We start from the raw sequence: 22,698 nt of genomic DNA on the forward strand, positions 1-22,698 counted from the left end.
TTCACCTCTAAAACTTTTTAAACTTCCAATAGTGGTAAGCATAACACAAAATAATAAATGGAATGCCAAAATACAATCCTGCTCTTTGTGATGCATCCCAGGCAATCCCAATAATAGAAATACCAAGTAAAATAACCGTGATATAAGGTAAAACCGGGGTAAATTGTGTTTGGTAGCTCAATTCGCTTAGATCATGCGTTTTTAAAAATTCTTTGCGGAAACGAATCTGCGCAATTGGAATGGAAAGCCATACAGCGACTACAGCAAAACCAGCAATCGATACTAAAGCTAAAAAGACCGTATCCGCCGCATAAACGCTCGCAAATAATGCTAACAAGGCGCCAATCATTGATAGTAATAAAGCACGCATGGGTACACCATGTTCATTGATACGCACGATTTTTTTCGATAACATTCCTTCATTGGCTAGTGACCATAACATGCGGCTAGAGGCATATAATCCAGAATTTCCTGCGGATAATATCGCTGTTAAGATTACAAAATTCATGATATCAGCTGCAAAAGGTATCCCAATTTTATCAAAGACTAACACAAAAGGCGCATCCGTTACCCCTGCTTCTTTCATCGGCAATAAACTTGCTAAAACAACAATCGTTAATACAAAGAAAATCACCAAACGACCAATTGTGGTGTGAATCGCACGCGGCACGGCTTCTTTCGGATTTTCTGTCTCACCAGCGGCAATCCCAATTAATTCTGTCCCGGAGAAGGCATAGTTTACACTTAACATCACCGAAACAAGTGCAACCATCCCATTTGGAAATAAACCTTGAGCTGTTAGATTTTGAAAATATGGTGCCTGATGACTCCCCTCAAAAGGTAAGACACCAAAAATGGCTAATGTTCCTAAAACTATGAAAATAATGATTGTAATCACTTTAATACTTGAAAAATAAAATTCCGCTTCAGCAAATAAGCGCACGGATAAAGCATTTAATCCAAAGATAATCATCGCAAATATCGCAGCGAAAATCCAAGCGGGAATATGTGGAAACCAGCGTCCCATCAACATTCCTGCCCCCAAAAATTCCGTCCCAAGTGCCACCGTCCAACAAATCCAATATAACCACGCCACCGTAAAACCGGTACCAGGACTAATAAATTTTGTTGCATAGGTATGAAAGGAACCCGTGACAGGCATCGCAACCGCTAATTCGCCAAGTGATAACATCACCAAATAAACCACTACAGCCCCGACTAAATAAGACAGTATCGCACCAAATGGCCCTGCTTGTGAGATGGTATATCCTGAACTCAAAAATAAACCAGTCCCTATAACACCACCTAATGAAAGCATGAATAGATGTCGGCTGGTCATTTTGCGTTGAAATTGTCCTTCTTCTTCATAATGATGATTTTCCATTCAAACACCTCTTAAAAAGTTGATGTGATTATCATAACACGAGTTTATTTAAGAATGTAATAGAAAAAAACAGCTGATAGTTATAGCTAGAAACTATAACTACCAACTATACTAAACAATCATAAACTCACCATTTTCAAAGCGCATGATCCGTCCAATTCCTTCTTCTACTACTTGTCCTTTTGCATTTTTTACTACATAAGCATTACGACGTGAAAGTGATTCATCTGCTAACCACTTCGAGAAATAGTAATAATCTCCTTCCTGACATTCAAAACTTTCATCTTCTAACAGGGGCAAAGTCAAGCGTTTCGGATAATAGATTTCTAATTGCTCATTTAGAGAATCTTCTTTGGCCAAAAGCACTGGTGAGACAAAGAGGTGGAGACGTGCAAATGGCGCACTCTCAGCTGAAATTTGTGCCTCTTCTCTTACTTCCTGTGTAAGCAAAGTATAACTCATTAACAAAATTTGATTTACTACTTGATCCAAGACTAAAAAATATAGCTTTTCCCCATCAAATTCTGGTGTCGCAAAATTCGAAATGACTTGCTGCTCACTCGCTTCATACACCGTAAAAATTTCTTTTGTCTTGGCATGGAATAAGACTAATTTTTTTGCATAAGGCTCAGCTTTTGATTGATTGTCAAATATATTTACATCATAATCAAAGTACCAATTAGCCATTCCAGGTACATTGGGCAAATATTCATGGTAAAGGTCAGTTATTTTACGCATGTACGTTACCTCTAGCATCCGTTACTTTCACAACTACTCTAAATTGACGTTCGGGATGGGTTTCTAAATTAACCATTTGAATCCGCGCTTCCAAAATATCCCCATGGCCATAATATAATAACGTACTGAACAAACCGTTATATTGCGCTGGCACATAGCCGATTTTCGTATTTTTGTAAAGTACCGCCACAGCATCTGGATCATGTGGATTGCCTTCTTCGCGGACTAATTGCACAGATTGTCCTAATCTTAATTCTTCAATGACATCTAAGCCATCGCAGTAAGCAAAGCCCGCCAAATGAAAATCCATAATATGGCGGCTTGGTTGATATTGCATTGTATTCATGATACTCCTCCTAATCATTTTTATAAAAATAACGAACTACCTCTATTAATTCTTCACTAAAACCTTCTAAATCACTTTCTGTAATCGCACCTTCACGTAATAAATTTAATAGAATCAAATCCAAGTCTGAGGGCGACAATTCGACGATTACACCTGTTTTTTTCTATCTTCCTTGATTATTTTATCTAATTGCCAAAATCGCTCAGAAACCAATTTAGTCTCATCGCTCAAAAGCTTGGTATATTCCTTAATTCTGGACGCCATGAAAGCTTCTTGCCAACCAGGAAGACGTTTTTTTAACAACTGCCAATCCTGTTTGTTTCCAACTCTTTGCCTCTCCATCACCTTCAACTATTATTTTACCAAATCCGATAAGCGCTAACAATAACTAAACGTATCTATTTTTAAATACTTGCTAAATAGATAAAATTCCAGTAACATTAAAGCTGAATTTAAAGTTAGAATTTAGAAGGAATGGTATTATGTCAACTTATACAATCAAGGATGCAGCGAAATTAATGAATGTCCCACCTAGCACGATTCGTTACTATGATAAAGAAGGGCTGATTCCTTTTATTGAACGAAAAGAATCGGGGTATCGCATCTTCACAGAAGAAGCCATCGCCACATTGAAGATTATCGATTGTCTAAAGAAAACGGGCATGTCGATTAAAGATATTCGCCAATTTTGTCAATGGGTCAATGAAGGAGATGCCTCACTAGAAGAACGCTACGAAATGTTTCTCGAACGCAAAGCAGCCGTAGAAGCACAAATGGCAGAGTTACAACAAATTATGGATACGATTAATTACAAATGTTGGTACTATGAGACAGCACTGAAAGCTGGTACTGAAGCTATTCATAAAAAAAGAAAATAATCATAAAAACGCCTATTACACTCACTTTTGAGCATACTAGGCGTTTTTTTAGATAAAGTCAGGATTAATTAATAATCTCTCCTTCATTCTTTTGGACTTTGGCTTGCCATTCTTGTTTTTGTTGCTGAGATAAAGCTTGCCAGTTCTCAATTTCTGCGACAATCTTTAATGGTTGGGCTGAACGATATGAACGCGTTAAATTACCAGGAAATTTTTTATCAGTCACATTTGGATCATTTTCAAATTCTCCTGTTGGAACGATTTTATAAACTCGCTCTTTTCCTGTTCCTTTTGCTAAAGTCGCAGCTAAGCCAGCCCCATTTAAATAGGCCGTGAAATAGATATGATTCATCACCAAGTCATCCTGATAATTCGATAAGCCACCCGGTACAAGTAAATCACCTACTTTCAAATCTGCTTTGGTGCCATGATAAAACGGTCCTTGATCTGTAGGAGTCGTGGGTTCAGCCTCAGCCAATTCCAAATATTTCTTCTCGTAATCGTGATTGCCTAACGCTTTATAGGCTTCTGCTAAATCTCGGAATAACGTCACATAAGCACTTTTGACCTCTTCATCATCGATTTTTTGCGCGGACTCTAAGGAAACTGACAACCATTTCACTCGTTCAAAAATATCCGTAGTCACTTTTGCAAATTGATAAGCCAATAAAAATTTTTCATAATCGTCATTTGTTTGCCGATACATTTTATCTAAAGTTGTCGCTGCCTGAGCTAATTCACCTTGTTCAGTCTGAATAATGGCTTGCATTAGCTGCTGAATAAATGGACTCGTTGGATTAAACCTCATATCACTCAACCTTTCTATTTCAGATACTTTCACGAACTTTTATTGTACACGATACTAGAAAGAATGCAAGTAGCAACCCTTTTCAATTTTTTGTTTGTGAATATTGACAAAGTGACCATTTTATATTATTATAATGTTGTCAGTATGATTATTTCCCTACTTTTTTATCCATTTCATGTAGCGGAAATAAAAAAGATAAAGTGAAATATTCTTACGCTACTGGCAAACATCATTCTCACTTTATCCCCCTCCCAATTAAGTTGTAAGGGTAAGGCCATGAGTAAGAGGATTGCTCATGGTTTTACTTTTGTCATCATGAAGCTATTTTTGAATTTCGTGGTAGTTTCGCATTTATGGGAATCTGCCATCGATTATCAATCTTTTTGGCACCAAGAATTTGCCCATTTCTACAATATTTCTGCACGACACTCTTGGATAAACCATATTTCTCAGGGAATTAACTAACAGTAACATAATTGCTCATTTTTCTAGTAAGCCTTTCTTTATACGGTTAAAACAACTTATCCAAAACTTCAAGCACGCCATCTTCTTCATTGGATGGACAGACAAATTTAGCCGCTTCTTTTACATTTTCGGGCGCATTTTGCATGGCATAACTTCGTCCACAATATTGTAACATTTCAATATCATTGCCACCATCCCCAAATGACACACATTGCTCAGGAGTTATCCGCCATCTTTGGACCAATTTCGCTAACCCTGATGCTTTATGACAATCAGGCATAATCAAATCTACCCAGCCATGTCCACTAGTTGTTACGTCCACTATGCCATTCAATTGTTGACACAACAAGTTGTAAAAGTAACTTGTTTTTTCATCTGGGACTAAAAGCGAAACTTTCAAGAATTGATCGTCAATCTGTGATAAATCATCTACCCACTTTAAGCGATGATAGTAAACTTTAGCCAACTCAAAAAATTCTGATGAAACATTCGCTCTTTGACAGTAAGCACATTCTACCCCACTAATAATCGCTTGAACTTCAGGATAGTTATAGCAGAGTTCAGCAATTCTTTTCACGACTTCACGAGGCATATCAACAGCAAAAACCAAGCGCCCTTCGTCAACAATATAGGCTCCATTTTCAGCAACAAAAGCAAATTCATGATGTTGCTCTGGAAATAAATCACGTAACTGATAGTATTGATTCCCACTTGCGACAACAAAACGACATCCCGCCTCGTTCATTCTAGACAAAATCTTCTCAAAACGTGGACGATCAAAGCTATAATCCGCCCTTACAAACGTACCATCTACGTCCACTGCAACTAACTTTATCTCGTGCTGACTCATATGAATCCTCCCATTTAGATTAACCCTTTTTCTAAACAATAATGATAAATGCCATCTTCTGCCACATGACCACAAACATCATCGGCAATGGCTTTGACATGGTCTAGTGCATTCCCCATCGCTACCCCTGTTCCTACTGTCTGTAACATCTCAATATCGTTGCCACCATCACCAAAGGCCAGCGCTTCTTCTTTGCTAAAGCCATAAAAATCCAAAATGGACGCCACACCTACACCTTTGCCGCCAGTTTTTGGAATTAAATCAAAAGCCTTATCCCACCAAGCTGCAATCTTTGAATCATGAACACCGTCTAAAACAATTGGATAATCATCCTTAGTACCGCTCATCATTATTTGGTAAACGACATGATTTCGCACCAATTCATCAAAATTATCAGCAACATTCACTTTAAAACCACCCACATTAAAGTAGGCCACCAATTCTTCATCTGCATCATTAGCCACGATAAAATCCTTAGTCGCAATCGATAAGGCGCGATTGACTTTGGCACTATTTTTGATAACAGTATGTACATCTTCTTTACTCAATGGATTGCTGTGGATATCGCAATCTTTAGTATAACAATAAGAACCATTAAAAGTTAAAAAAGCATCAAAGTCTACACCCTCAAAATGTGGGATTTGAATTGGTGCACGACCACTTGCCAGACAGAGTTTAATCCCTTTTTCTTGCAAGCGAATTAAGGTTTCTAACATTTTTTCTGAAATTTTCTTTCTATTCATATCGATAAGCGTGCCATCAATATCGAAAAAAATAATTTTTGTCTGAGTCATATACAACATCCTAACTTTAAATTCATACACATCAAGTATAACATAACTGACATTTGAAAACAGTATCATTTTACAAATTCAAAAAATCCCAGGAATGCATGATACACTCCTGGGTTTGCTTTGCTATTTTTGTTGGATGACTAGCTTGCGGTCTTGAATATTATCTTCTAACATGCCTTTGAAAATGACCGCTGTTTGTTGATCTGCACGTTTTAATAATGATTTCACATCGCCTTTTTTCTGAACATCTTCCTTGGCTTTTGATATAGCATCTAATAAGCTTTGTTTTTGATTAGCCTTAAATAAAGCAAAGGATTGATCATAAAATTTGATTGATTTCTCATCGATATTGATGTTTTTAATTTTTGACTTTGGTATTGTCACGGTTACTTTATCATCGCTTACCTTGATTTTAACCTTTTTCATATCAATACCTGCTGTTAATTCTGCCCGATAAGTCATCGCAAACGAATCTTTATTGATAATCATAATCCCTTTTTTATCATCATAATGCAATAACCCATTGTAAATCATTTTGGCAGATACTAGATCACTGGCATTTTCCAATTTATTTGAGATAAATTGATTGGTAATCACAGGTTTTCTAAAATGCTTAAACACCAGAAACCCTCCGACAAGCACCATGATTAGAATGGCTGCGGTAATAAGTTTTTTCATACCAAACGCTGCTAATTTTTTCATAACATCCTCCAATTATCTAATATTGATAAATTCTGTCAATATTTCTTCCCTCGATTCGCGACTAATTGAATCTATCTTAAAAGACTGTGTAAATTTCGCGAATAAGCATTGAATAATCCTGGATATTGACATAAAAGAATATTATCGAAAAAATAGATAGATGTAAATAGGCTTTATCTTAATATTTATCATAAATAAAGATGACATTAGACAGATGGTAAAAGTAACTGCTCGACCTATGTAAAAATTCCTTCAGATTGGACAAGTTTCATCTTTACATCAACTCTTGTCATTTCAAAAAAATTCGAATCAATATTAAAACAACGATCAACCATATGATAAGAATCGGCAAGGCATAATACCACTTTTTCATTTGATTAGCTGCTATCAATTCTTGAGCCTCATTTTGCGCTTTTTGCCATACAGGTTTAGGAATACACTTGATGGTCAACACAATTAACATTGGTAAAATGACCAAATCATCTAAATACCCTAACACTGGGATAAAATCCGGAATCAAATTAATTGGTGATAAGGCATAAGCAATGGTTAAGAAAGCCAAGATTTTTGCTAAAATGGGCGTTTCACTAGACTTCATCACCAAATAAATCGCAGGAATATCTTGTTTTAGCTGTTTGGCTCGTTGCTTTAGATTCATCGCGTACCTACTTTTTTGGGCGAACCGGATGACGTAAGATTGTTTTCATCTTCTCGGGTGCACATCTTCTCGGATCAGATAGGTAAATTTCATGATGATGCCGTTGCGAGCTAAAATCTTCTTCATAGCCAACTTCTGCGAGATAACTAGTCATTTTTTCCACCGTTTGAATTTCCGTATCATATGGACCGATATGCATCATTTGTACGACTTCTCCTTCATCAATCGTCATTAGTTTAGCCTGCGCTTTAGTCAATTTCTTTTTAGCGATGGCTTGGTTTTTGGCCCACTCAAAATCTTTTTCCGTGATAAAATCAGGCACACGAATCACCGACAACCATTGAAACAAATCTTTACGTGTCCAATCGTAGCCGTCGATTCCAAGTTGCCACCAAAATCCCTCAAGCGGTGGTACAACATATTCAAAAAAGCCAGGAATCTGATAATTTGTTTTGTAACTCATTTTTAGCGTATAACTCAAGGTATATAATTCCTGTACCGCCTTTTGATAAGCACCATTTTCTTCATTTGGATTGCCTTGCCCAGATATGCCAATAAAGTTCATTTTAGGTATGGTTACTATCTCGGGGGTTTTTTTAGGTTGATAAAGTGATTTAAATTCCTTTTTATAATCAAATGCCATTTTTTGTTACCTCTTTTCTTGTTTTGAAATTTGTGAACCAATGACCGTGCCTATAAACTGACCAAAGCCTGCACCAATTCCAATCCATTGCCAATCGATAACAATACTAATCATCATCCCTACAAAAAAGCCAATTAATATGCCTTCTATCAGATAACTCGTTTGTGCTTTTGTTGGATTAGCTTTCATATATTGGATACCACCGATAACTGAGATTGCTAAAAATACGAAACCAGCAATGATTTTTGTCAATTGCATCACCCTACTATTGAACGAAAATTAATAAACTGTTCATAACTTTTCTCAGGATCTTGCCACCAATAGCTGTATTTTGGCAAACGATGCCGCTGAAATTGTAGCCATAATTTGGAAATATCATTTACTGAAATCAAAACACCTTGGTATATCTCTAATTCAAGTACGATATTATCTAATTTTTTAGAATAATTTATCGCATTTTCCTGAATCTCAATTACTAATTACCAGTAAAAAAGTATGGATAATCTAAATTTTTATATTGCCATGGAATCGGAATACGAAAATTGATTCTCTTTGATAAATCGTAGGCTTGTTTTTCGGGCATAGGATTAACTGAATGAATGGTTGGGTATTGACCACTTCTTGTATAGACGGTCATCGTGTGAATCGAAAATTTCTTATTCTCTATTTTATATTCACACCAAAACCCCCGGTAATTGGCGGTCCCCCACATCGTCAAATCTAAGCCAAATTCTTTTGTAGGTGAAAAATCTAAATCGCAGCTTAATGCTAAAATATTAAAGGATTTTCCATTAAAAATAATTGTATCTTGTATCTGTTTGGTCATACATTTTACCACCTACGTTAATGCAAAATCGATGGACAAATCTTCAATAGAAACAAACTTTTTCCAAGCAATCATAAAGCCATAATAATCAGGATTGCGATTATACATTTCTGTACGCCAATAATCATAAAAAGGTAGCCAACGTTCAGAACTACTAACTTCGCAACCATCGAAATTGGTTATTATGCCCGATGCGCCAAAAGTAAATCCATCTTTTTCCCATTGATAGCCTTCACCAAATTCATCGCTTACAACATCAACCTCATTCCATGTTGTTAAATCAATATTAGATAAGAGTTTTAATGTCTTGATTTTATCTGGCGTTACACCAATCGGCTGCATTTTAAGTACACAATCGACTGAATACTCGTCATCAACAAAGTGATATTGGGTAATTTTCATCGGAATTGGCTGCTGATTTAATTCAATCCAAAAATAGCCCATCGGTGTTTCTAACATATGATAAGTACCTTCTTTAAAGTTAGGATCTACTGTTGAAAAATCTAATACTTTTTTATCCATTAAAGTTAGCACTCGTTCAATCGCCCGTTCTTCATTAAATGTTGAATATAACTTCGCAACGGTTTTTAATTTTGTAAGTGGAAAATTTAGATGTAGCGTTTCAGGAAAGCTCTCATAAATATTGATGATTTGCGCTTCTTTTAGCACATTTTCTTTTCCAACTGGCACCATCACCCAATCGTCTTCTGTCATCGAGCGGTCAGGGCAAGCATAAGTATATAATTTGCCATACCCCTCAAAAGCAACTTCAGCTAAACGTAATTTACCCGACTGTTTGAACGGTACCACTTTATTTGATGGTAATAAGGGATCACACTTTGGCAAAACCCAAAAACTAATCTGATCAGCAGTAAACCATTGATGATATTCCGTTATTTGTGAACCATCAGCTAAATCCTCGTCCACCAAGTAATACCGATTATCTCGAATCAGCAAACTGCAATCTTTCCAGTAAAAATCATAATCGATATTTTGCGTATAATGAAAACTTGGATTGCCTGCAAAACTCAAAATAATTTTACAGCCCCAAACACCATCAAATGTAACCAATAATTTATTTTCTCGAAGCACTATTTTTTCAATATAAGCATCATGTAGGTGACGTGAAATAGTCAAAAAGTTTTGAATTTCTTGTTCATTTGAGATATGTCGATAATTTGTCTGCTTTAATTTACTATCCAAATCCACACATTTTAGAACAAGCGAATGCGGCACGCGATTATCTCTTAAATTTTCCAGTATCTCAGACGAAATCAATGGTTGAATGCCGCCTTCCCCAATTTCATTCACTTGCCAATCACTTTGATCTGCATCTAAAAATAATAGCATCGGTTCATAAGATTTATTATTAGGTAAAAATTCATGTTGTAGGATTAATTTTGTTTTCGTTTTGTCCAGTATGAGGTAAACATAATCATACCAAACATCATTGGCTAGTTGATGTTTTTCGTACAAATACAGCCAAAAACCATTGAATAATAAAAACTTTCATCTAGACATCGCACAATGGCCTGCACCTGGTTCACCTCAAATCTTTTTTCTTTTATTATAGCAAAATTCATCTTAAAAAGGCAGACAAGTTGTCATTTTAAGTCTAGCTTTTCTTCTTAATCAATGCTAGAATACTTTAAGTAAATTTTAGTGAAAGGAATGGATGATTTGGCAAAGACAAAATTTTACGCGGTAAAAAAAGGACGTCAAACAGGGATTTTTCTTACTTGGGCGCAATGTCAAGAACAAGTCAAAGGTTACCCAGGAGCCATTTTTAAAAGTTTTCCAACCAAAGAAGAAGCACTTGCCTATTTACGTGGCCAAGAAGTAAAGGTAGCAACGCCCCAATCAGCCACTTCAAATTTAAAAACACCTTATGCTTTTGTCGACGGTTCCTATAATATCACAACGAAAGATTATGGCTATGGAGGCTTTTTACAAATAGATGAACAAACGAGAATCACCCTACAAGGCAAAGGCAACGATGCTGAAAAAGCGAGCATGCGTAATGTTGCCGGTGAAATTGATGGGGCGATGGCTGCAGTAAAAGCCGCACTTGACCATGATTTAACACAATTGATCATTCTTTACGATTATCAAGGCATCGAAAGCTGGGCAACTGGTGATTGGCAAGCCAAAAATGTTTTCACTCAGCAATATCGTGATACCATGCAGACTTTGATGAGACATATTCAAATCAATTTCGTAAAAGTCAAGGGCCATAGTGGTATTCCAGGAAATGAGTTAGCCGATCAGTTAGCCAAAGAAGCCGTTGGAATCAAGTAAAATGCATGAAAAAGCTGCGAGTCCGAAACTAGATTCGCAGCTTTTTTGCTTTATTCCGTAATGATTTTACTTTCGAAGACGGGTGAATTAGTAATTGTATCATGTACAGGACATGTAGCTTCAACAAATTCGATAAAGTCTTTAATTTCTTGCTCCGTATTATCCGCTTTTACATGGAAAGTAACAGATATTTTTGAAAACCCTTTTTTCGCATTAGGATTGATATAGCGGAAACCATCTGGATCAAGTTCACCTTCCAAGTTTACCTTGAATGATTTCAAATTGATTTTCTTCACTCTAGCATAGGACTGCGCCACAATGACTAGACAAGCACCTAATGAATTTAATAATGCTTCTACAGGATTCATGCCAGTATTCGTACCACCTAGATTTTTCGGTTCATCTAAAGTAAATTCGAATTCTCGAGATTTACAATTCACCTTCAATCCACCTAATGCTGTTGTTTCTGCCGTAAATACTTCAATTGCCATCAAAATCTCCTCCTCATTGATTCTACTTCAAATCATTGTAAGTGGAGCAACAACAAAACTTGCAGCGCTTACATCACTAGTGTAACAGTTTTTATATAAACATGTTCAATTATGAGCAAAATCTTACGCATGTTTTACTAAGCTCTCATACAAAGTTAGATTCAAATAGTTCTCTTGTCAACTTATCAGAATCATTGCAAGGTTTTATTTAAATATGTTATCAAACTTTTATTTTGTTACACTTTCATTTATGATTGAAAATGGATTATGACTGCCCGCTATCTTCCGCGATAAAAGGACAAACTAAATATAAGGAGATTGTAATTTTATTTTAAAGAAAGAGCCACTACCGGTTGAAGATAGTGACTCATTTCTCATACTGTAATTTTAACTCAAACCACTCTTCAGATACTTGAACAAAGCCTAATTTAGTAAACATGTGCTGACTTTGGTGATTAAACGAATAGATTTGCGCTTTGACATTTGGTAACTTTTTCGCTATGGCCATTTGAATTAGGACCTTGACACAGTTTTGACCGATATGGCGATTTTGAAAAGGTTTGGCAATCACAATGGCTATTTCTCCGTCTGAAAGTAACGTACAATCACCTACTAACTGCTCTTCATATTGAATATAATAGCAATCTCCATGGGTAGATAAATATTGATACATCCTCTTTAGACGCGGCAAATCATAAACAAAATCGATATTATCTACCTGTTTACATAGTTCTAAATCTTGATACCATTCAAGCGCTACTTTTTCATTGGGATAATATGAGACAAGCGTAATATCTTCATTAATCTGATACATTGAATGACCTCCACTTTACTCAATAAACTTACTCTTACTCTTTCGCTTCCTCATCACATAAAGCTTGATAAAACGCAGGAAATTGCTTTGCCAGCCGTAGCATTTTGCCGTCCTTATCTAAAAAACAATGGGCTGATTCAGCAAGGGCCACGATTTTTCCTGCTTCATTTTTCATCTCGTATTGTAAGATGAGCTTTATGCCACTAAATTTTTTCACAGTGGTTTCAATCATGACTTTATCAGCAAAAGTCGTCGTATTTTTGTACTGACATTGAACATCGATAACCGGAGAAATAATCCCCATCTCTTCTAACTTCGCATAATCCCAACCAATGTCTTTTAAAAAAGCGACACGGGCTTCTTCCATCCAGCGAATGTAATTAGAATGATGTGTGATGCCCATACGATCTGTTTCATAATATTGGACTTCATGTTGATATAGACTCATTTATTTTCCTCCAAATGTTTTAGCACTTTGTTTTTTAACCGTTGATAACGATATTGCGTATTTTGATTTAATTTTTCAAAGTTGTCTGGCATGAATTCAGCATTTTTATAAGATACGTGTAGATTATATAAACGAAACTGGTCAATCGTAAAATCAACCAATGTATCCTCTATAAAATTAAAATAATGGGTCATCCCACTCTCTGTTCGAATCCGATAGACATCACCGCCAACTAGTTCTCTGACTAACATCGCAGTTACCGCACATTGTCCATAACTTGGATCTACTGCTAAATCAAACGAAGCATCTTCTCGACAAACAGGCAAAGTGGTCAATTCATCCCAAGCATTGAGACAAGCCGTGAACAGTTTATCTAACTTTTGATGTAATTCAGGATTATCTTGATGCTCTTTATTGTAATAGCGGTAAGAAATCGGTCTGCCTGACGCGGTATACCATGTTTTGTGGTCATCATTTGCATTGAGACAATAATCAAGAAAATAACGAAATTGTACTAACTTAGACGCCTCAATCATTAACGAGTAATATTCACCCGTATAATAAGATAAGTGCAAATATAAACGCATCTCGATATAAGGTTCTTCATTTTCTGCTAGCTCTGGATAAATAAATAATAAATCCGGTTCAGCAAAGCCTATGTATTGTCCTTCAGTTAGTTTGTCATTTATCGCTTGGTCCATCCAATCACGCAATTCTATAACATTTGGATATTCAAAAATCGCATGAGTGGATTCAATATGTACAAATCGGTTCTTAATCTTCACAAAAGAGCCTATAAATTGACTATCTTGTTGGTTTTGATATTTTTTCAATGGTTCTAAAAAGAAGGTTACCGTGGTTTCGCCTAACTTTATAGAACAATGTAGATAATTTTCCTCTGACATAGTTATCCCTACTTTCCATGAGTTTTGATATCTGACAAAATGAAATCAACTGCCTGCTGCAAGGAAATCTCTGCACGAAAAATCTTTTCATTTAAAACGTCAGAAATATCGCTATCCTTCCACCAACATGCCATTTTCTCTGCACCAAATTCTTGACTTTGACTTCTAGTCTGATGGCGTTTTAATGTTTCTTCAAAAGGCAAATCATAATAATATGCAAAAATAGCATCACCGAACAACTCTTTGACAAATTGAAAAACCGGCCGATACCAAGTTGCATTTAATATTCCTTCTAAAATGACGTAATTTTCATGTTGATGGGCATATTCTAGCAAATGAATAATGAATGGAATCGTCTGAGAATAAGGACCGTCTTTGGTATGAAGCATTTCACGACGTACAACATCTTGAGAAATTAGCATCGTCTCAGGTCTTAATTTTTCTTGCAATCTTTTAGCCACACTGGTTTTCCCACTGCCAGAATTCCCACGTAAAATAATCAAAAACGCCATTTTTCCTCAGCATCCTTGTCATTTTTCTATATTATACTACCTATTTTTGGATAAAAAAAGATAACGACACCGCCAAAATTGCAGCATCGTTAACCAATAGCGTTAGATTAGTTTTTCGATTTGAGCGATTTCGATTTTTTTCATTGTTAGGATTTTTTGATTGATTTTTTGATAGGTCACAGGTGAAAGCTTTGTTGCAAAATCGAGAAACATCCGTGGAACAATCTGCCAAGAAATGCCATATTTATCGACAATCCAACCACACTGTTCACTTTCAACCTCTGCAGAAAATCCCTGATAAAACGAGTCGATTTCTTTTTGTTTCATCTTGACCTTCACTTTTTATGTACCCTAAAAATTTTGAACGATTTGCGTCACTTCATCCACAAATCGTGTATGATTAATATCTGCACGAACTTCACACTGATTCAATAAATCTGATAAGTGCTCTTTTTTGACTAACCAACCTGCCATATCATTGATTCGATGGGGAAATTCTTTAGGTAAAGTTTCTGAAAAAGTAAGTTGCGTCTGTTGTTTATTTTCTCTGATTTCAAAAGTGAGCGAACCATCCGCCCATTCATAGCTAATTTTTTCAGTTGGTTAATAAGTGAGCAATTTCATTTTTTCCTCAAAATATGGTTCCTCACTATAGAAACGAATAGCCTCAAGATTTTCCATTAATTACAATTCTGGAAACCATTTGGCAAACCCTTCTGTTGTCGCAATCAAATTCCATGTCACATTAGTTGAAAGTGAGCCTTCTACCTGCCAAGATAATTGCCATTATGTGCCATCTTTTGTGATTTGATAGACCATTCTCATCGTCCCCCGATATATAGTAAATGCTAACAAACATAGTGAAAGTTAGTGGAGAAATTATACCAAAATCACCAAATTTCATCCATTATATCGCTTACAATTTGGACTGAAGAATCAAAAGTAATTTCTTTTGCGTATTTATAACTATTTTGATAATTTTTCCACAGTCTTTTCTGATAATCAGAATTTCTAATGTTATCAATTTGTATTGACCATTTATTAATTGCCTCAAGCGAACCTCTTTTATTAGCTGTATTATTTATTGCCCTAACTAATAAGCTTCGATTGATTTCAGTATTACGAATCTTCCATAATGTAAATAAATCATATCTATCTCTAGGTCTTGTTGAGGCTTCTCCCCGACTAATTACAGTTTCTATTTTTTCAGCGATAACTGTTTCAAGATTATATGACATAATATCGATTTCATCTTCAGAAAAAATTGAATACAATCTATACTCAACCTCGTGAGGAGTGATAGCATCACCAGTTGTAACATCAATAAAAACTATTTCTCTTAGCGTATCGTATATGGCGTTAATTCTAATTTGAAATCCACCATATATATCATCTTTTCGAATAGGCTTTACAGAATCAAGAACAAATCGAAAACCATCGCCATCATTTTGATTGAAAACTTCATTAAAAATGTTACATAAATTGGTTTGTGTTAATTCTTCGTTTTTAATTGATACATCCAGATCCATAGTGGTTCTTTTTTCAACACCTATCATATTTCCAATTAGATATCCACCCTTTACAATAAAATGATTTTTATAGACACTTTTTGAAATCATACGTAATACTTGTTCGATCAAATAGGATTGTTGAATTTGCTGAGGGGGAACATCTTTTTCTTTTGCAATATTTTTTTATTTTAGCTTTAAAACTATTTGCATTAGTAAAATTCATTATAGTACCTCCAAGTAAGCTTGAACTTTTTTAGTAACTCTAAACAATTTAGCATAATATAATAATTTAGAGTAATCTATTTTTCCCATCTCAATATATGCTCTAAATGACGGGCCAACAATTTGTGTATCAATACTATATATACCACGCAAACTTTCTGTTAAAGTACGTTCCACATCGTATACACGAACAAGTTGACCTGCAGGGGTGCGAGTTTCGACTACTCCTATATCATAATTCTTACGTAATACGACAGGTTTGATTCCTGCTTCCTTTAATATTTTCGTATTCGTTCCATATGGAAAACTCATAACTGGATTAAAAGGTACAGTTAATGATAACCCATGTAACCAAAGTGCTGTTTCTAGTGAATAGATACCTTTAGGAAACTTATATTGTAGGACGAACAAATCATCTATATACACATCAGGTTTACGATAAATTCCAGAAACATCTTTTTCTAACTCCCCTGTTTCAAGTTTATTACGTACTATAGAATATGGTACGCCCGCTTCTTTTACTTGGTTAAAAGTAATAAAACCTTTATTAGATTCCAATAACTGATTCAAATCTTTCACTTTTATCACCTCACAACAATATGCTAACATTTACATATAATGTTAGCATATTGTTTTCAAAAATACAAATATAATGCAAAAATAATCATGCAAAATAAAAAAAGACTATCCATTAACAGATAGCCCAAAATATCATACTCGTTGGAAATAATTATAAAATAGCTCAACAATTACTGTCTTTATCTATCCGGATTTCTAAACTATCCGGCAAATGATGTATTTCCGTCTTAATAAATTCAGGATAAAAATAAGTCTCTTTTAAGTCTTCAAAATTTAACCAAGAAAAATGATGGGTATGAACCCCTTCGATATGCGTGAATTCATTACCACGAGTGAATAAATCTGTCTGTGTAACATCTAATAAAAAATATAAACATAACTCATGATAATGCTTTTGATTCACATCTTCAGTAAAAAATGACTGATCTAACCATAATGGGCGAATAATCTTGGGTGAAATCTGCAACTCTTCTAGCATTTCTCTTTGAATAGATTCCTCGGCAGTTTCTCCTAATTTGACACGTCCACCCGGTAAATAATAATATGGTGAACACTCATCGCGCATCGCTAATATTTTTTGATTATCAATGATGATTCCGCATACCCGATAATTAAATTTCTGATTTGCAACTTCAAAAGTAACGTCCATTTTATCTCCTTTTATTGAATATTTATGAAAGATATTTACTCGCTTCTCGAATGCTCAAATTAGCCATTTGCTCTTGATATTTTTCCAAAAAATCTCGCACCCAGTCTGGATTCGTTTTAGAATATTCACGCAAGGCCCAACCAATTGCTTTATTGATGAAAAATTCATTTGTACCAAGACAATTTAAAAGAATTTGTTCAAGTTGTGTCGTATTGGTTTTCTCTTTGAATCGTAATTGATACAAAATTGCAATACGTTGAACCCAAATATTTTCCTCCCGGGACCAGGCTAACATCTCTTCATCTACGCGTGAATCTTTCAATGCAATATTACCGACTACTTGTGACAGAAAATCCACGGTATCCCACCAAGATTTTTTCATTACAAGGGCTTTAACGGACGAAATATCTTCAAAACTCAGCTGCTTTTTCATCGCCAAAAGATACTCATAAGCCAAATACTGAAATTCACGATGATCATCCGTATAACATTGTTCAATAAATCTCCAATCGATTGAATCTTGCTTTTTCTCATTTTTCAAAAAGTCTTTATAAAGATTCTTTCTATCCGCTGCAGCAATCCCATAAAAGCTAAACTGGTCTTTCATATACTTAGACATTGAAATGACACGTTCTGGATTGCTATGGGTTTCAAAAAGTTTTTTAATCGTTTCGTACTTGCTCATCACTTATCCATTCCATTCTGTTTTCTCATTATATAATTTGTCAAGAGTATTCCTTGACGCTCAACTTGTTGCATTTTAACAACCTGATAGCCTCTTTTTTCAAAAAATGGTTTGGCTGTGATTGAAGCATGGGTCGTAATGGGATGCTTAACTCGCTCTTCCAACAAATCACAAATTTGCGAGGCCACACCCATTCTTTGATAACTCGGAGAAACATATAAACGATCTAAGTAGCCTGTTTTATCCATATCTCCAAAACCAATTATCTGATTATCCATCACTGCTACGAGACAATCATTCTTCATTAAAGACGACTGCCATTTTTCTAAATCAGGATTTTTCGGTGCCCAAACAGCTAATTTTTCGGCTGAATAATCCTTGGCGTTGGACGTATGTACGGTATGAAAAAACAACTGAACTACCTGTCGTAAATCGTCTTTGTTATACTTCCTAATTTTCATGTGTGATTTACTCCCAAATTCTAAAAATATACTTTAAACATACATCAACAACTAGTGTCATGCAAATTATCACGAATGAATGAACAACCAAATTTCCATCTTCGCTTGTAGTTTCATTCCAACAATAATTTGCTAACATTTCAGCAATCATTCCAGTAAAAATTCATTAGGGACTCTTACTCTCCAACTCCCTATTATTTATCAATTCTTTGCTGATTATATTTCTCCAGTTTTATTTCATTTCTTTGAATTTATTTGCGCTATCTGTTTACTATCCACAAAATGTGTCGCATACTTTCGCTCAACTTCAAGTCTACCACTTTTACTAAATCGGAGTTCTTTCTCTTTTTTCTTCCCCCCTAGCTGATATCGACTAACGGAGGATTTCAGAGCATTTTTTTGTGCATATTTATAGATTTGCTTCAAAATTTTGGTCATCTTATTGAGATTACACGTACATGCTTTCTCTAGATAAGATACTTTGCCAAATCGCCAATCTTCATAATTTTGCTTAGTCAGTACACCAATTTCCATTAATACATCCACTGGGACAATATATCCTCGTCGCTGCCGTTGATTTTCAGCCGCTTCAATTATCTTTTTGATTAATTGTTGAGCATTCACTTTGCTCTCTTCCTTTGTCTATTATCAATGATTTAAGTTTCCATATTTTGGGAAAAGGCGTATTTATTAAATATGACCTTATATGAGATTTATTTATTATTATTCTCTGACATGCCAATTTCTTGCAAGAAGAACGTATTTAACGCTTGCCAATCGACCTTATGCGTGATGGTTTGATTGTTAAGATAAGCTTCAATTTCTGGGATGGACTCTTCGATATAGGTATGAATATCCACAATTGGGGCGATTTCAGCTAATTCTGGACTCGCCATTTTGACGCTTAACAAATTGTCCACTGAAGACTTGAATTCTGAGGGCAAGCAGGATTGGACTAATTCATCAAATAAAACTGGTGGTGCCGTATGGTATTTTTGCAGCCAGCGACACGCTAATATAGGACGCAACGCATAGAAATATTTTTTCGGTTGTACCATATCTCCACTTAAATACTTGGTAAGATGACCTTTAGCAATCGATAAATAGTGATACATCATGCGTTCTTCGGATAGGCACATCGTCAAAATAGGCGCGAATCTTGCTGCAAAATCCGTGTGAACATACACAATCGACGAATTCATCCATTCAAATAGCGTTGGATTGGACTTTGCTAGCAACTTCAAGGTCTTGTCCAAATCCCAGCCACTCACATCCCACGTCTCATCAATTGGCAACTCAATGACATCACAATCTGGCGTCAATTTAAGATAATCTTGGGCTTTGCGTTTGTAGATAAAGCGCACATCAAAATCACTATCCGGCGAGGCAAATCCCCAGGCACGACTACCGGACTCCACTGCCCATAGCACTTCAACACCATATGTTTCTTCAATTTCCTTTAACTTTTGCGGCACTAAAGCCATCATTTCCGCTTGTGTTTTCATAGGTGGTCCTTTCTGAGATTATTTTAAAATGGTAATGAGCAACTTTTCTTTAACATTTATTAGCAACATTTTCTATTTTTCATTACGCTTCATCTGGCGCCTGTCCATCATGTGCCTGCCACTTACATTCTGTGATTTCAATGTTAGTAAATATGGCTTTAAAAGACGAATTTTCAGGACTGCAAGCATAAATTCCAAACTGTATCTCATCTGTCGCCTTATGCATGTGGCAAATTCTCATCTGCTTATAATTGATACCATCCTCAGAACATTCAATACAATAATCATCTTCTCTTCTACTAAACCTATACCACATCATTCTGATATTTGCATCAATTTCTGTCGTAGCCCAATCTGAGTAACCATTATTCGTAGCTACACTACCAAGATGCTGAAATTTTTCATTTTCAAACTCAATAGACGCTTTCAACCAGTTTTCAGCATCAAGATACATAACCACGCCACACTGGTCAAAACGCACTTTACTATCAAATTCTGTTTTCACAATAAAAGAGAAGAACTTTTCTGAAGACTTAATCTGTAAAACAGGTGCATTATCATTTCTAAAATGATAATATGTTCGTTGCCATAAGTCAGTATATGGATTAGTTACAATTTCGATTCTATCATCGGTGATAATATATTCCTTAGGTTTTCTTGTCCAATTCCATTCATTTTTATTAATCTTCATATTATATTAACTCCTCCCCTAAAAATAAATATGTATATCTATTTTACTGGCTCTAAATAAGTAATTGGATTTTGAGCAGAGTGATTTACTTTGAGTCTAGCTATTGACTTTCCTAGATAAAACTGTTCATTATCATCCATTGATAATCCTTTTTCAAAATTATCATCCTCGAAAAACAATCTATTTTCAAGTTTCGGTGTAAAGACAATATCTTTTCGAGGCAACTTATCTGGCGCATCCTTACAAACATACCATCGCGACGGCTTAAATACGGCTATAATTAAAGAGTTTTAGACACCAAAAACATATTCGACGGTTTTCACTCTTTCTTTAGATGCCCGCCAAATCCATCTAACGCTGTTATGTTATATAGTAACTTTTCATCCTTTCCTCTACTCAGCAGCTTATAAGCACTGAATGAAAAAAATCCAGTGCTTTCTCTAGATAGGATACTTTGCCATATCGCCAAGCTTCATAATTTTGTTCAGTCAATACACCAATTTCCATTAATACATCCACTGGGACAATATATACTCGTTGCTGACGTTGATTTTCAACTGCTTCATTTATCTTTTTGATTAATTGTTAAGCATTCACTTTGCTCTCTTCCTTTGTCTATTATCAATGATTTGAGTTTCCATATTTTGGGAAAAGGCGTATTTTTTAAATATGACATTATATGAGATTTATTTATTCTTCTCTGACATGCCAATTTCTTGCAAGAAGAACGTATTTAACGCTTGCCAATCGACCTTGTGTGTGATGGTTTGATTGTTAAGATAAGTCTCAATTTTAGGGATTGTCTCTTCGATATAGGTATGAATATCCACAATTGGGGCTAATTCTGGACTCACCATTTTGATGCTTAACAAATTAGCCACTGAAGACTTTAGTTCTGAAGGCAAGCAAGCTTTGACTAATTCATCAAATAAAACTGGTGGTGCCGTATGATATTTTTGCAGCCAACGACACGCTAATATAGGACGCAACGCATAGAAATATTTTTTCGGTTGCACCATATCTCCACTTAAATACTTGCTAAGATGACCTTTAGCAATCGATAAATAATGATACATCATGCGTTCTTCGGATAGGCACATCGTCAAAAGTGGCGCGAATCTTGCTGCAAAATCAGTGCGAACGTAGACAATTGGTGAGCTCAGCCATTCAAATAGTGCTGGATTGGACTTTGCTAGCAACTTCAATGTCTTATCCAAATCCCAGCCACTTACATCCCACGTCTCATCAATTGGCAGCTCAATAACATCACGTTCTGGCTTCAACTTTAGATAATCTTCGGCCTTTCGTTTATAAATAAATCGCACGTCAAAATCACTATCCGGTGAGGCAAAACCCCATGCGCGACTACCAGACTCCACTGCCCATAGCACTTCAACACCATATGTTTCTTCAATTTCCTTTAACTTTTGCGGCACTAAAGCCATCATTTCCGCTTGTGTTTTCATTTACATTCTCTCCACCTAAACAAAATCAATCTCAAATAACGAATGCATGAATAGTAACTGTACTCATCAGATGAAATACGCAACCCATTAAAAATTTACTTAAAATCAATTGTAATGATTAGCTATTATCTTATAATGCATAGAATTATTCTTTTGTTCATGATAATTTTTAATTTGAACCATCCAGAAAGTTTTGAATAGACTTTTGGAGATTTTTGCTATACATTGTTATTGAATTAGTAAATTATAATAATAAAATAGCTCAAACAATGATTATTTTAGCATCAGTCATTGAATTTCTTTTTATTTACATGTAGAACTATTTTAAAAATATACCCATAATGAAGTTTTTATTTCACCTATAGATTG

Annotated in this window: 32 protein-coding genes and 1 pseudogene; 2 read left to right on the forward strand and 31 right to left on the reverse strand. The window is 35.4% G+C overall.

Features of this window, described 5'->3' with window-relative positions; translation table 11 throughout:
• Positions 1–7 precede the first annotated feature (7 nt).
• From ACTQZM_RS06275 to ACTQZM_RS06295, 5 genes are all read right to left on the reverse strand, one after another.
• Positions 8–1,384 carry an amino acid permease gene (locus ACTQZM_RS06275; RefSeq protein ID WP_441653234.1) on the reverse strand — a complete coding sequence of 459 codons (1,377 nt, stop codon included), beginning with the start codon at positions 1,382–1,384 and terminating at the stop codon, positions 8–10.
• A 111-nt stretch (positions 1,385–1,495) separates the two neighbouring features.
• Positions 1,496–2,122: a hypothetical protein gene (locus tag ACTQZM_RS06280; protein ID WP_441653235.1), complete on the reverse strand. Its 627-nt coding sequence runs from the start codon at positions 2,120–2,122 to the stop codon at positions 1,496–1,498.
• Complete coding sequence (locus ACTQZM_RS06285) at positions 2,115–2,468, reverse strand: HIRAN domain-containing protein (protein WP_441653236.1); 354 nt, start codon at positions 2,466–2,468, stop codon at positions 2,115–2,117. Before ACTQZM_RS06285 ends, ACTQZM_RS06280 begins: the two co-directional genes overlap by 8 nt.
• 10 nt (positions 2,469–2,478) lie before the next feature.
• Positions 2,479–2,607 carry a hypothetical protein gene (locus tag ACTQZM_RS06290; RefSeq protein WP_441653237.1) on the reverse strand — a complete coding sequence of 43 codons (129 nt, stop codon included), beginning with the start codon at positions 2,605–2,607 and terminating at the stop codon, positions 2,479–2,481.
• Positions 2,608–2,615: 8 nt separating this feature from the next.
• The gene (locus ACTQZM_RS06295; protein WP_441653238.1) at positions 2,616–2,771 is read right to left on the reverse strand and encodes a hypothetical protein; all 156 of its coding nucleotides are present in this window, start codon (positions 2,769–2,771) and stop codon (positions 2,616–2,618) included.
• A 179-nt stretch (positions 2,772–2,950) separates the two neighbouring features.
• Here ACTQZM_RS06295 and ACTQZM_RS06300 point away from each other — a divergent pair, with 179 nt between their 5' ends.
• On the forward strand, positions 2,951–3,346 hold the full coding sequence (locus tag ACTQZM_RS06300) for a MerR family transcriptional regulator (RefSeq protein WP_060470376.1): 396 nt from the start codon (positions 2,951–2,953) through the stop codon (positions 3,344–3,346).
• Positions 3,347–3,410: 64 nt separating this feature from the next.
• On the opposite strand, the gene arr is transcribed toward ACTQZM_RS06300, so the two are convergent.
• The 9 genes from arr to ACTQZM_RS06345 form a co-directional block, all read right to left on the reverse strand.
• A complete protein-coding gene (arr, locus tag ACTQZM_RS06305) occupies positions 3,411–4,154 on the reverse strand; it encodes an NAD(+)--rifampin ADP-ribosyltransferase (RefSeq protein ID WP_441653239.1) in 744 nt (247 codons plus the stop codon).
• Positions 4,155–4,665: 511 nt separating this feature from the next.
• Positions 4,666–5,469 (reverse strand): Cof-type HAD-IIB family hydrolase, encoded by an 804-nt coding sequence (locus ACTQZM_RS06310; RefSeq protein WP_441653240.1) that lies wholly within the window; start codon positions 5,467–5,469, stop codon positions 4,666–4,668.
• Positions 5,470–5,483: 14 nt separating this feature from the next.
• Positions 5,484–6,263: a Cof-type HAD-IIB family hydrolase gene (locus tag ACTQZM_RS06315; RefSeq protein WP_441653241.1), complete on the reverse strand. Its 780-nt coding sequence runs from the start codon at positions 6,261–6,263 to the stop codon at positions 5,484–5,486.
• 123 nt (positions 6,264–6,386) lie between these two features.
• A complete protein-coding gene (locus tag ACTQZM_RS06320; protein ID WP_087401315.1) occupies positions 6,387–6,965 on the reverse strand; it encodes a DUF4230 domain-containing protein in 579 nt (192 codons plus the stop codon).
• A 289-nt stretch (positions 6,966–7,254) separates the two neighbouring features.
• Positions 7,255–7,623 (reverse strand): YkvA family protein, encoded by a 369-nt coding sequence (locus tag ACTQZM_RS06325; RefSeq protein ID WP_441653242.1) that lies wholly within the window; start codon positions 7,621–7,623, stop codon positions 7,255–7,257.
• Positions 7,624–7,630: 7 nt separating this feature from the next.
• Positions 7,631–8,266: a GyrI-like domain-containing protein gene (locus tag ACTQZM_RS06330; protein ID WP_441653243.1), complete on the reverse strand. Its 636-nt coding sequence runs from the start codon at positions 8,264–8,266 to the stop codon at positions 7,631–7,633.
• Positions 8,267–8,272: 6 nt separating this feature from the next.
• Positions 8,273–8,524, reverse strand: a complete 252-nt coding sequence (locus ACTQZM_RS06335; RefSeq protein WP_322391075.1) for a hypothetical protein — start codon at positions 8,522–8,524, stop codon at positions 8,273–8,275.
• A gap of 217 nt (positions 8,525–8,741) precedes the next feature.
• Positions 8,742–9,092 carry a hypothetical protein gene (locus tag ACTQZM_RS06340; RefSeq protein ID WP_441653244.1) on the reverse strand — a complete coding sequence of 117 codons (351 nt, stop codon included), beginning with the start codon at positions 9,090–9,092 and terminating at the stop codon, positions 8,742–8,744.
• Between the two features lie 12 nt (positions 9,093–9,104).
• Positions 9,105–10,568 (reverse strand): hypothetical protein, encoded by a 1,464-nt coding sequence (locus ACTQZM_RS06345; RefSeq protein WP_441653245.1) that lies wholly within the window; start codon positions 10,566–10,568, stop codon positions 9,105–9,107.
• 195 nt (positions 10,569–10,763) lie between these two features.
• Between ACTQZM_RS06345 and ACTQZM_RS06350 the strand changes: the two genes are divergently transcribed.
• Positions 10,764–11,390 (forward strand): ribonuclease H1 domain-containing protein, encoded by a 627-nt coding sequence (locus tag ACTQZM_RS06350; protein ID WP_441653246.1) that lies wholly within the window; start codon positions 10,764–10,766, stop codon positions 11,388–11,390.
• A 50-nt stretch (positions 11,391–11,440) separates the two neighbouring features.
• Here ACTQZM_RS06350 and ACTQZM_RS06355 read toward each other — a convergent pair whose 3' ends face one another.
• The 17 genes and pseudogenes from ACTQZM_RS06355 to ACTQZM_RS06435 form a co-directional block, all read right to left on the reverse strand.
• Positions 11,441–11,881, reverse strand: coding sequence for an OsmC family protein (locus tag ACTQZM_RS06355; RefSeq protein WP_171309614.1), 441 nt, complete (start codon positions 11,879–11,881; stop codon positions 11,441–11,443).
• A gap of 367 nt (positions 11,882–12,248) precedes the next feature.
• Positions 12,249–12,695: a GNAT family N-acetyltransferase gene (locus tag ACTQZM_RS06360; RefSeq protein ID WP_441653247.1), complete on the reverse strand. Its 447-nt coding sequence runs from the start codon at positions 12,693–12,695 to the stop codon at positions 12,249–12,251.
• 34 nt (positions 12,696–12,729) lie between these two features.
• A complete protein-coding gene (locus ACTQZM_RS06365; RefSeq protein ID WP_047241993.1) occupies positions 12,730–13,143 on the reverse strand; it encodes an acyl-CoA thioesterase in 414 nt (137 codons plus the stop codon).
• Positions 13,140–14,048, reverse strand: coding sequence for a YunG family protein (locus ACTQZM_RS06370; protein ID WP_441653248.1), 909 nt, complete (start codon positions 14,046–14,048; stop codon positions 13,140–13,142). Before ACTQZM_RS06370 ends, ACTQZM_RS06365 begins: the two co-directional genes overlap by 4 nt.
• 8 nt (positions 14,049–14,056) lie before the next feature.
• Positions 14,057–14,560, reverse strand: coding sequence for a kinase (locus ACTQZM_RS06375; RefSeq protein ID WP_441653249.1), 504 nt, complete (start codon positions 14,558–14,560; stop codon positions 14,057–14,059).
• 102 nt (positions 14,561–14,662) lie between these two features.
• The gene (locus ACTQZM_RS06380) at positions 14,663–14,887 is read right to left on the reverse strand and encodes a VOC family protein (protein WP_441653250.1); all 225 of its coding nucleotides are present in this window, start codon (positions 14,885–14,887) and stop codon (positions 14,663–14,665) included.
• Positions 14,888–14,911: 24 nt separating this feature from the next.
• A complete protein-coding gene (locus ACTQZM_RS06385; RefSeq protein WP_289537955.1) occupies positions 14,912–15,034 on the reverse strand; it encodes a hypothetical protein in 123 nt (40 codons plus the stop codon).
• Positions 15,035–15,450: 416 nt separating this feature from the next.
• Positions 15,451–16,294, reverse strand: a pseudogene (locus tag ACTQZM_RS06390) (nucleotidyl transferase AbiEii/AbiGii toxin family protein).
• A complete protein-coding gene (locus ACTQZM_RS06395; protein ID WP_423740848.1) occupies positions 16,294–16,902 on the reverse strand; it encodes a type IV toxin-antitoxin system AbiEi family antitoxin domain-containing protein in 609 nt (202 codons plus the stop codon). Before ACTQZM_RS06395 ends, ACTQZM_RS06390 begins: the two are co-directional and overlap by 1 nt.
• A gap of 133 nt (positions 16,903–17,035) precedes the next feature.
• On the reverse strand, positions 17,036–17,521 hold the full coding sequence (locus ACTQZM_RS06400) for an NUDIX hydrolase (protein ID WP_441653251.1): 486 nt from the start codon (positions 17,519–17,521) through the stop codon (positions 17,036–17,038).
• A 22-nt stretch (positions 17,522–17,543) separates the two neighbouring features.
• Positions 17,544–18,206: a DNA alkylation repair protein gene (locus ACTQZM_RS06405; protein WP_441653252.1), complete on the reverse strand. Its 663-nt coding sequence runs from the start codon at positions 18,204–18,206 to the stop codon at positions 17,544–17,546.
• On the reverse strand, positions 18,206–18,667 hold the full coding sequence (locus ACTQZM_RS06410; protein WP_441653253.1) for a GNAT family N-acetyltransferase: 462 nt from the start codon (positions 18,665–18,667) through the stop codon (positions 18,206–18,208). Before ACTQZM_RS06410 ends, ACTQZM_RS06405 begins: the two co-directional genes overlap by 1 nt.
• Positions 18,668–18,904: 237 nt before the next feature.
• Entirely contained in the window at positions 18,905–19,291 is a 387-nt protein-coding gene (locus ACTQZM_RS06415) for a hypothetical protein (protein ID WP_441653254.1), read from the reverse strand.
• 89 nt (positions 19,292–19,380) lie between these two features.
• Entirely contained in the window at positions 19,381–20,172 is a 792-nt protein-coding gene (locus tag ACTQZM_RS06420; protein WP_441653255.1) for a nucleotidyltransferase domain-containing protein, read from the reverse strand.
• 82 nt (positions 20,173–20,254) lie between these two features.
• Complete coding sequence (locus tag ACTQZM_RS06425) at positions 20,255–20,863, reverse strand: DUF1349 domain-containing protein (RefSeq protein ID WP_441653256.1); 609 nt, start codon at positions 20,861–20,863, stop codon at positions 20,255–20,257.
• 38 nt (positions 20,864–20,901) lie between these two features.
• Positions 20,902–21,087 (reverse strand): hypothetical protein, encoded by a 186-nt coding sequence (locus ACTQZM_RS06430; RefSeq protein ID WP_441653257.1) that lies wholly within the window; start codon positions 21,085–21,087, stop codon positions 20,902–20,904.
• A 462-nt stretch (positions 21,088–21,549) separates the two neighbouring features.
• Positions 21,550–22,329, reverse strand: a complete 780-nt coding sequence (locus ACTQZM_RS06435) for a nucleotidyltransferase domain-containing protein (protein ID WP_441653258.1) — start codon at positions 22,327–22,329, stop codon at positions 21,550–21,552.
• Positions 22,330–22,698: the final 369 nt, after the last annotated feature.

The organism is Enterococcus cecorum, assembly GCF_052119425.1.
GTDB classification, from domain to species: Bacteria; Bacillota; Bacilli; order Lactobacillales; family Enterococcaceae; genus Enterococcus_E; species Enterococcus_E cecorum_C.

Excerpts from the sequence above, each read along its gene's own strand:
- ACTQZM_RS06275 (WP_441653234.1), bottom strand. The coding sequence starts at position 1,384 with ATGGAAAATCATCATTATGAAGAAGAAGGACAATTTCAACGCAAAATG.
- ACTQZM_RS06280 (WP_441653235.1), bottom strand. The coding sequence starts at position 2,122 with ATGCGTAAAATAACTGACCTTTACCATGAATATTTGCCCAATGTACCT.
- ACTQZM_RS06285 (WP_441653236.1), bottom strand. The coding sequence starts at position 2,468 with ATGAATACAATGCAATATCAACCAAGCCGCCATATTATGGATTTTCAT.
- ACTQZM_RS06300 (WP_060470376.1), top strand. The coding sequence starts at position 2,951 with ATGTCAACTTATACAATCAAGGATGCAGCGAAATTAATGAATGTCCCA.
- arr (WP_441653239.1), bottom strand. The coding sequence starts at position 4,154 with ATGAGGTTTAATCCAACGAGTCCATTTATTCAGCAGCTAATGCAAGCC.
- ACTQZM_RS06310 (WP_441653240.1), bottom strand. The coding sequence starts at position 5,469 with ATGAGTCAGCACGAGATAAAGTTAGTTGCAGTGGACGTAGATGGTACG.
- ACTQZM_RS06315 (WP_441653241.1), bottom strand. The coding sequence starts at position 6,263 with ATGACTCAGACAAAAATTATTTTTTTCGATATTGATGGCACGCTTATC.
- ACTQZM_RS06320 (WP_087401315.1), bottom strand. The coding sequence starts at position 6,965 with ATGAAAAAATTAGCAGCGTTTGGTATGAAAAAACTTATTACCGCAGCC.
- ACTQZM_RS06325 (WP_441653242.1), bottom strand. The coding sequence starts at position 7,623 with ATGAATCTAAAGCAACGAGCCAAACAGCTAAAACAAGATATTCCTGCG.
- ACTQZM_RS06330 (WP_441653243.1), bottom strand. The coding sequence starts at position 8,266 with ATGGCATTTGATTATAAAAAGGAATTTAAATCACTTTATCAACCTAAA.
- ACTQZM_RS06335 (WP_322391075.1), bottom strand. The coding sequence starts at position 8,524 with ATGCAATTGACAAAAATCATTGCTGGTTTCGTATTTTTAGCAATCTCA.
- ACTQZM_RS06340 (WP_441653244.1), bottom strand. The coding sequence starts at position 9,092 with ATGACCAAACAGATACAAGATACAATTATTTTTAATGGAAAATCCTTT.
- ACTQZM_RS06350 (WP_441653246.1), top strand. The coding sequence starts at position 10,764 with ATGGATGATTTGGCAAAGACAAAATTTTACGCGGTAAAAAAAGGACGT.
- ACTQZM_RS06355 (WP_171309614.1), bottom strand. The coding sequence starts at position 11,881 with ATGGCAATTGAAGTATTTACGGCAGAAACAACAGCATTAGGTGGATTG.
- ACTQZM_RS06360 (WP_441653247.1), bottom strand. The coding sequence starts at position 12,695 with ATGTATCAGATTAATGAAGATATTACGCTTGTCTCATATTATCCCAAT.
- ACTQZM_RS06365 (WP_047241993.1), bottom strand. The coding sequence starts at position 13,143 with ATGAGTCTATATCAACATGAAGTCCAATATTATGAAACAGATCGTATG.
- ACTQZM_RS06370 (WP_441653248.1), bottom strand. The coding sequence starts at position 14,048 with ATGTCAGAGGAAAATTATCTACATTGTTCTATAAAGTTAGGCGAAACC.
- ACTQZM_RS06375 (WP_441653249.1), bottom strand. The coding sequence starts at position 14,560 with ATGGCGTTTTTGATTATTTTACGTGGGAATTCTGGCAGTGGGAAAACC.
- ACTQZM_RS06380 (WP_441653250.1), bottom strand. The coding sequence starts at position 14,887 with ATGAAACAAAAAGAAATCGACTCGTTTTATCAGGGATTTTCTGCAGAG.
- ACTQZM_RS06385 (WP_289537955.1), bottom strand. The coding sequence starts at position 15,034 with ATGGCAGGTTGGTTAGTCAAAAAAGAGCACTTATCAGATTTATTGAAT.
- ACTQZM_RS06395 (WP_423740848.1), bottom strand. The coding sequence starts at position 16,902 with ATGTTAGCATATTGTTGTGAGGTGATAAAAGTGAAAGATTTGAATCAG.
- ACTQZM_RS06400 (WP_441653251.1), bottom strand. The coding sequence starts at position 17,521 with ATGGACGTTACTTTTGAAGTTGCAAATCAGAAATTTAATTATCGGGTA.
- ACTQZM_RS06405 (WP_441653252.1), bottom strand. The coding sequence starts at position 18,206 with ATGAGCAAGTACGAAACGATTAAAAAACTTTTTGAAACCCATAGCAAT.
- ACTQZM_RS06410 (WP_441653253.1), bottom strand. The coding sequence starts at position 18,667 with ATGAAAATTAGGAAGTATAACAAAGACGATTTACGACAGGTAGTTCAG.
- ACTQZM_RS06420 (WP_441653255.1), bottom strand. The coding sequence starts at position 20,172 with ATGAAAACACAAGCGGAAATGATGGCTTTAGTGCCGCAAAAGTTAAAG.
- ACTQZM_RS06425 (WP_441653256.1), bottom strand. The coding sequence starts at position 20,863 with ATGAAGATTAATAAAAATGAATGGAATTGGACAAGAAAACCTAAGGAA.
- ACTQZM_RS06435 (WP_441653258.1), bottom strand. The coding sequence starts at position 22,329 with ATGAAAACACAAGCGGAAATGATGGCTTTAGTGCCGCAAAAGTTAAAG.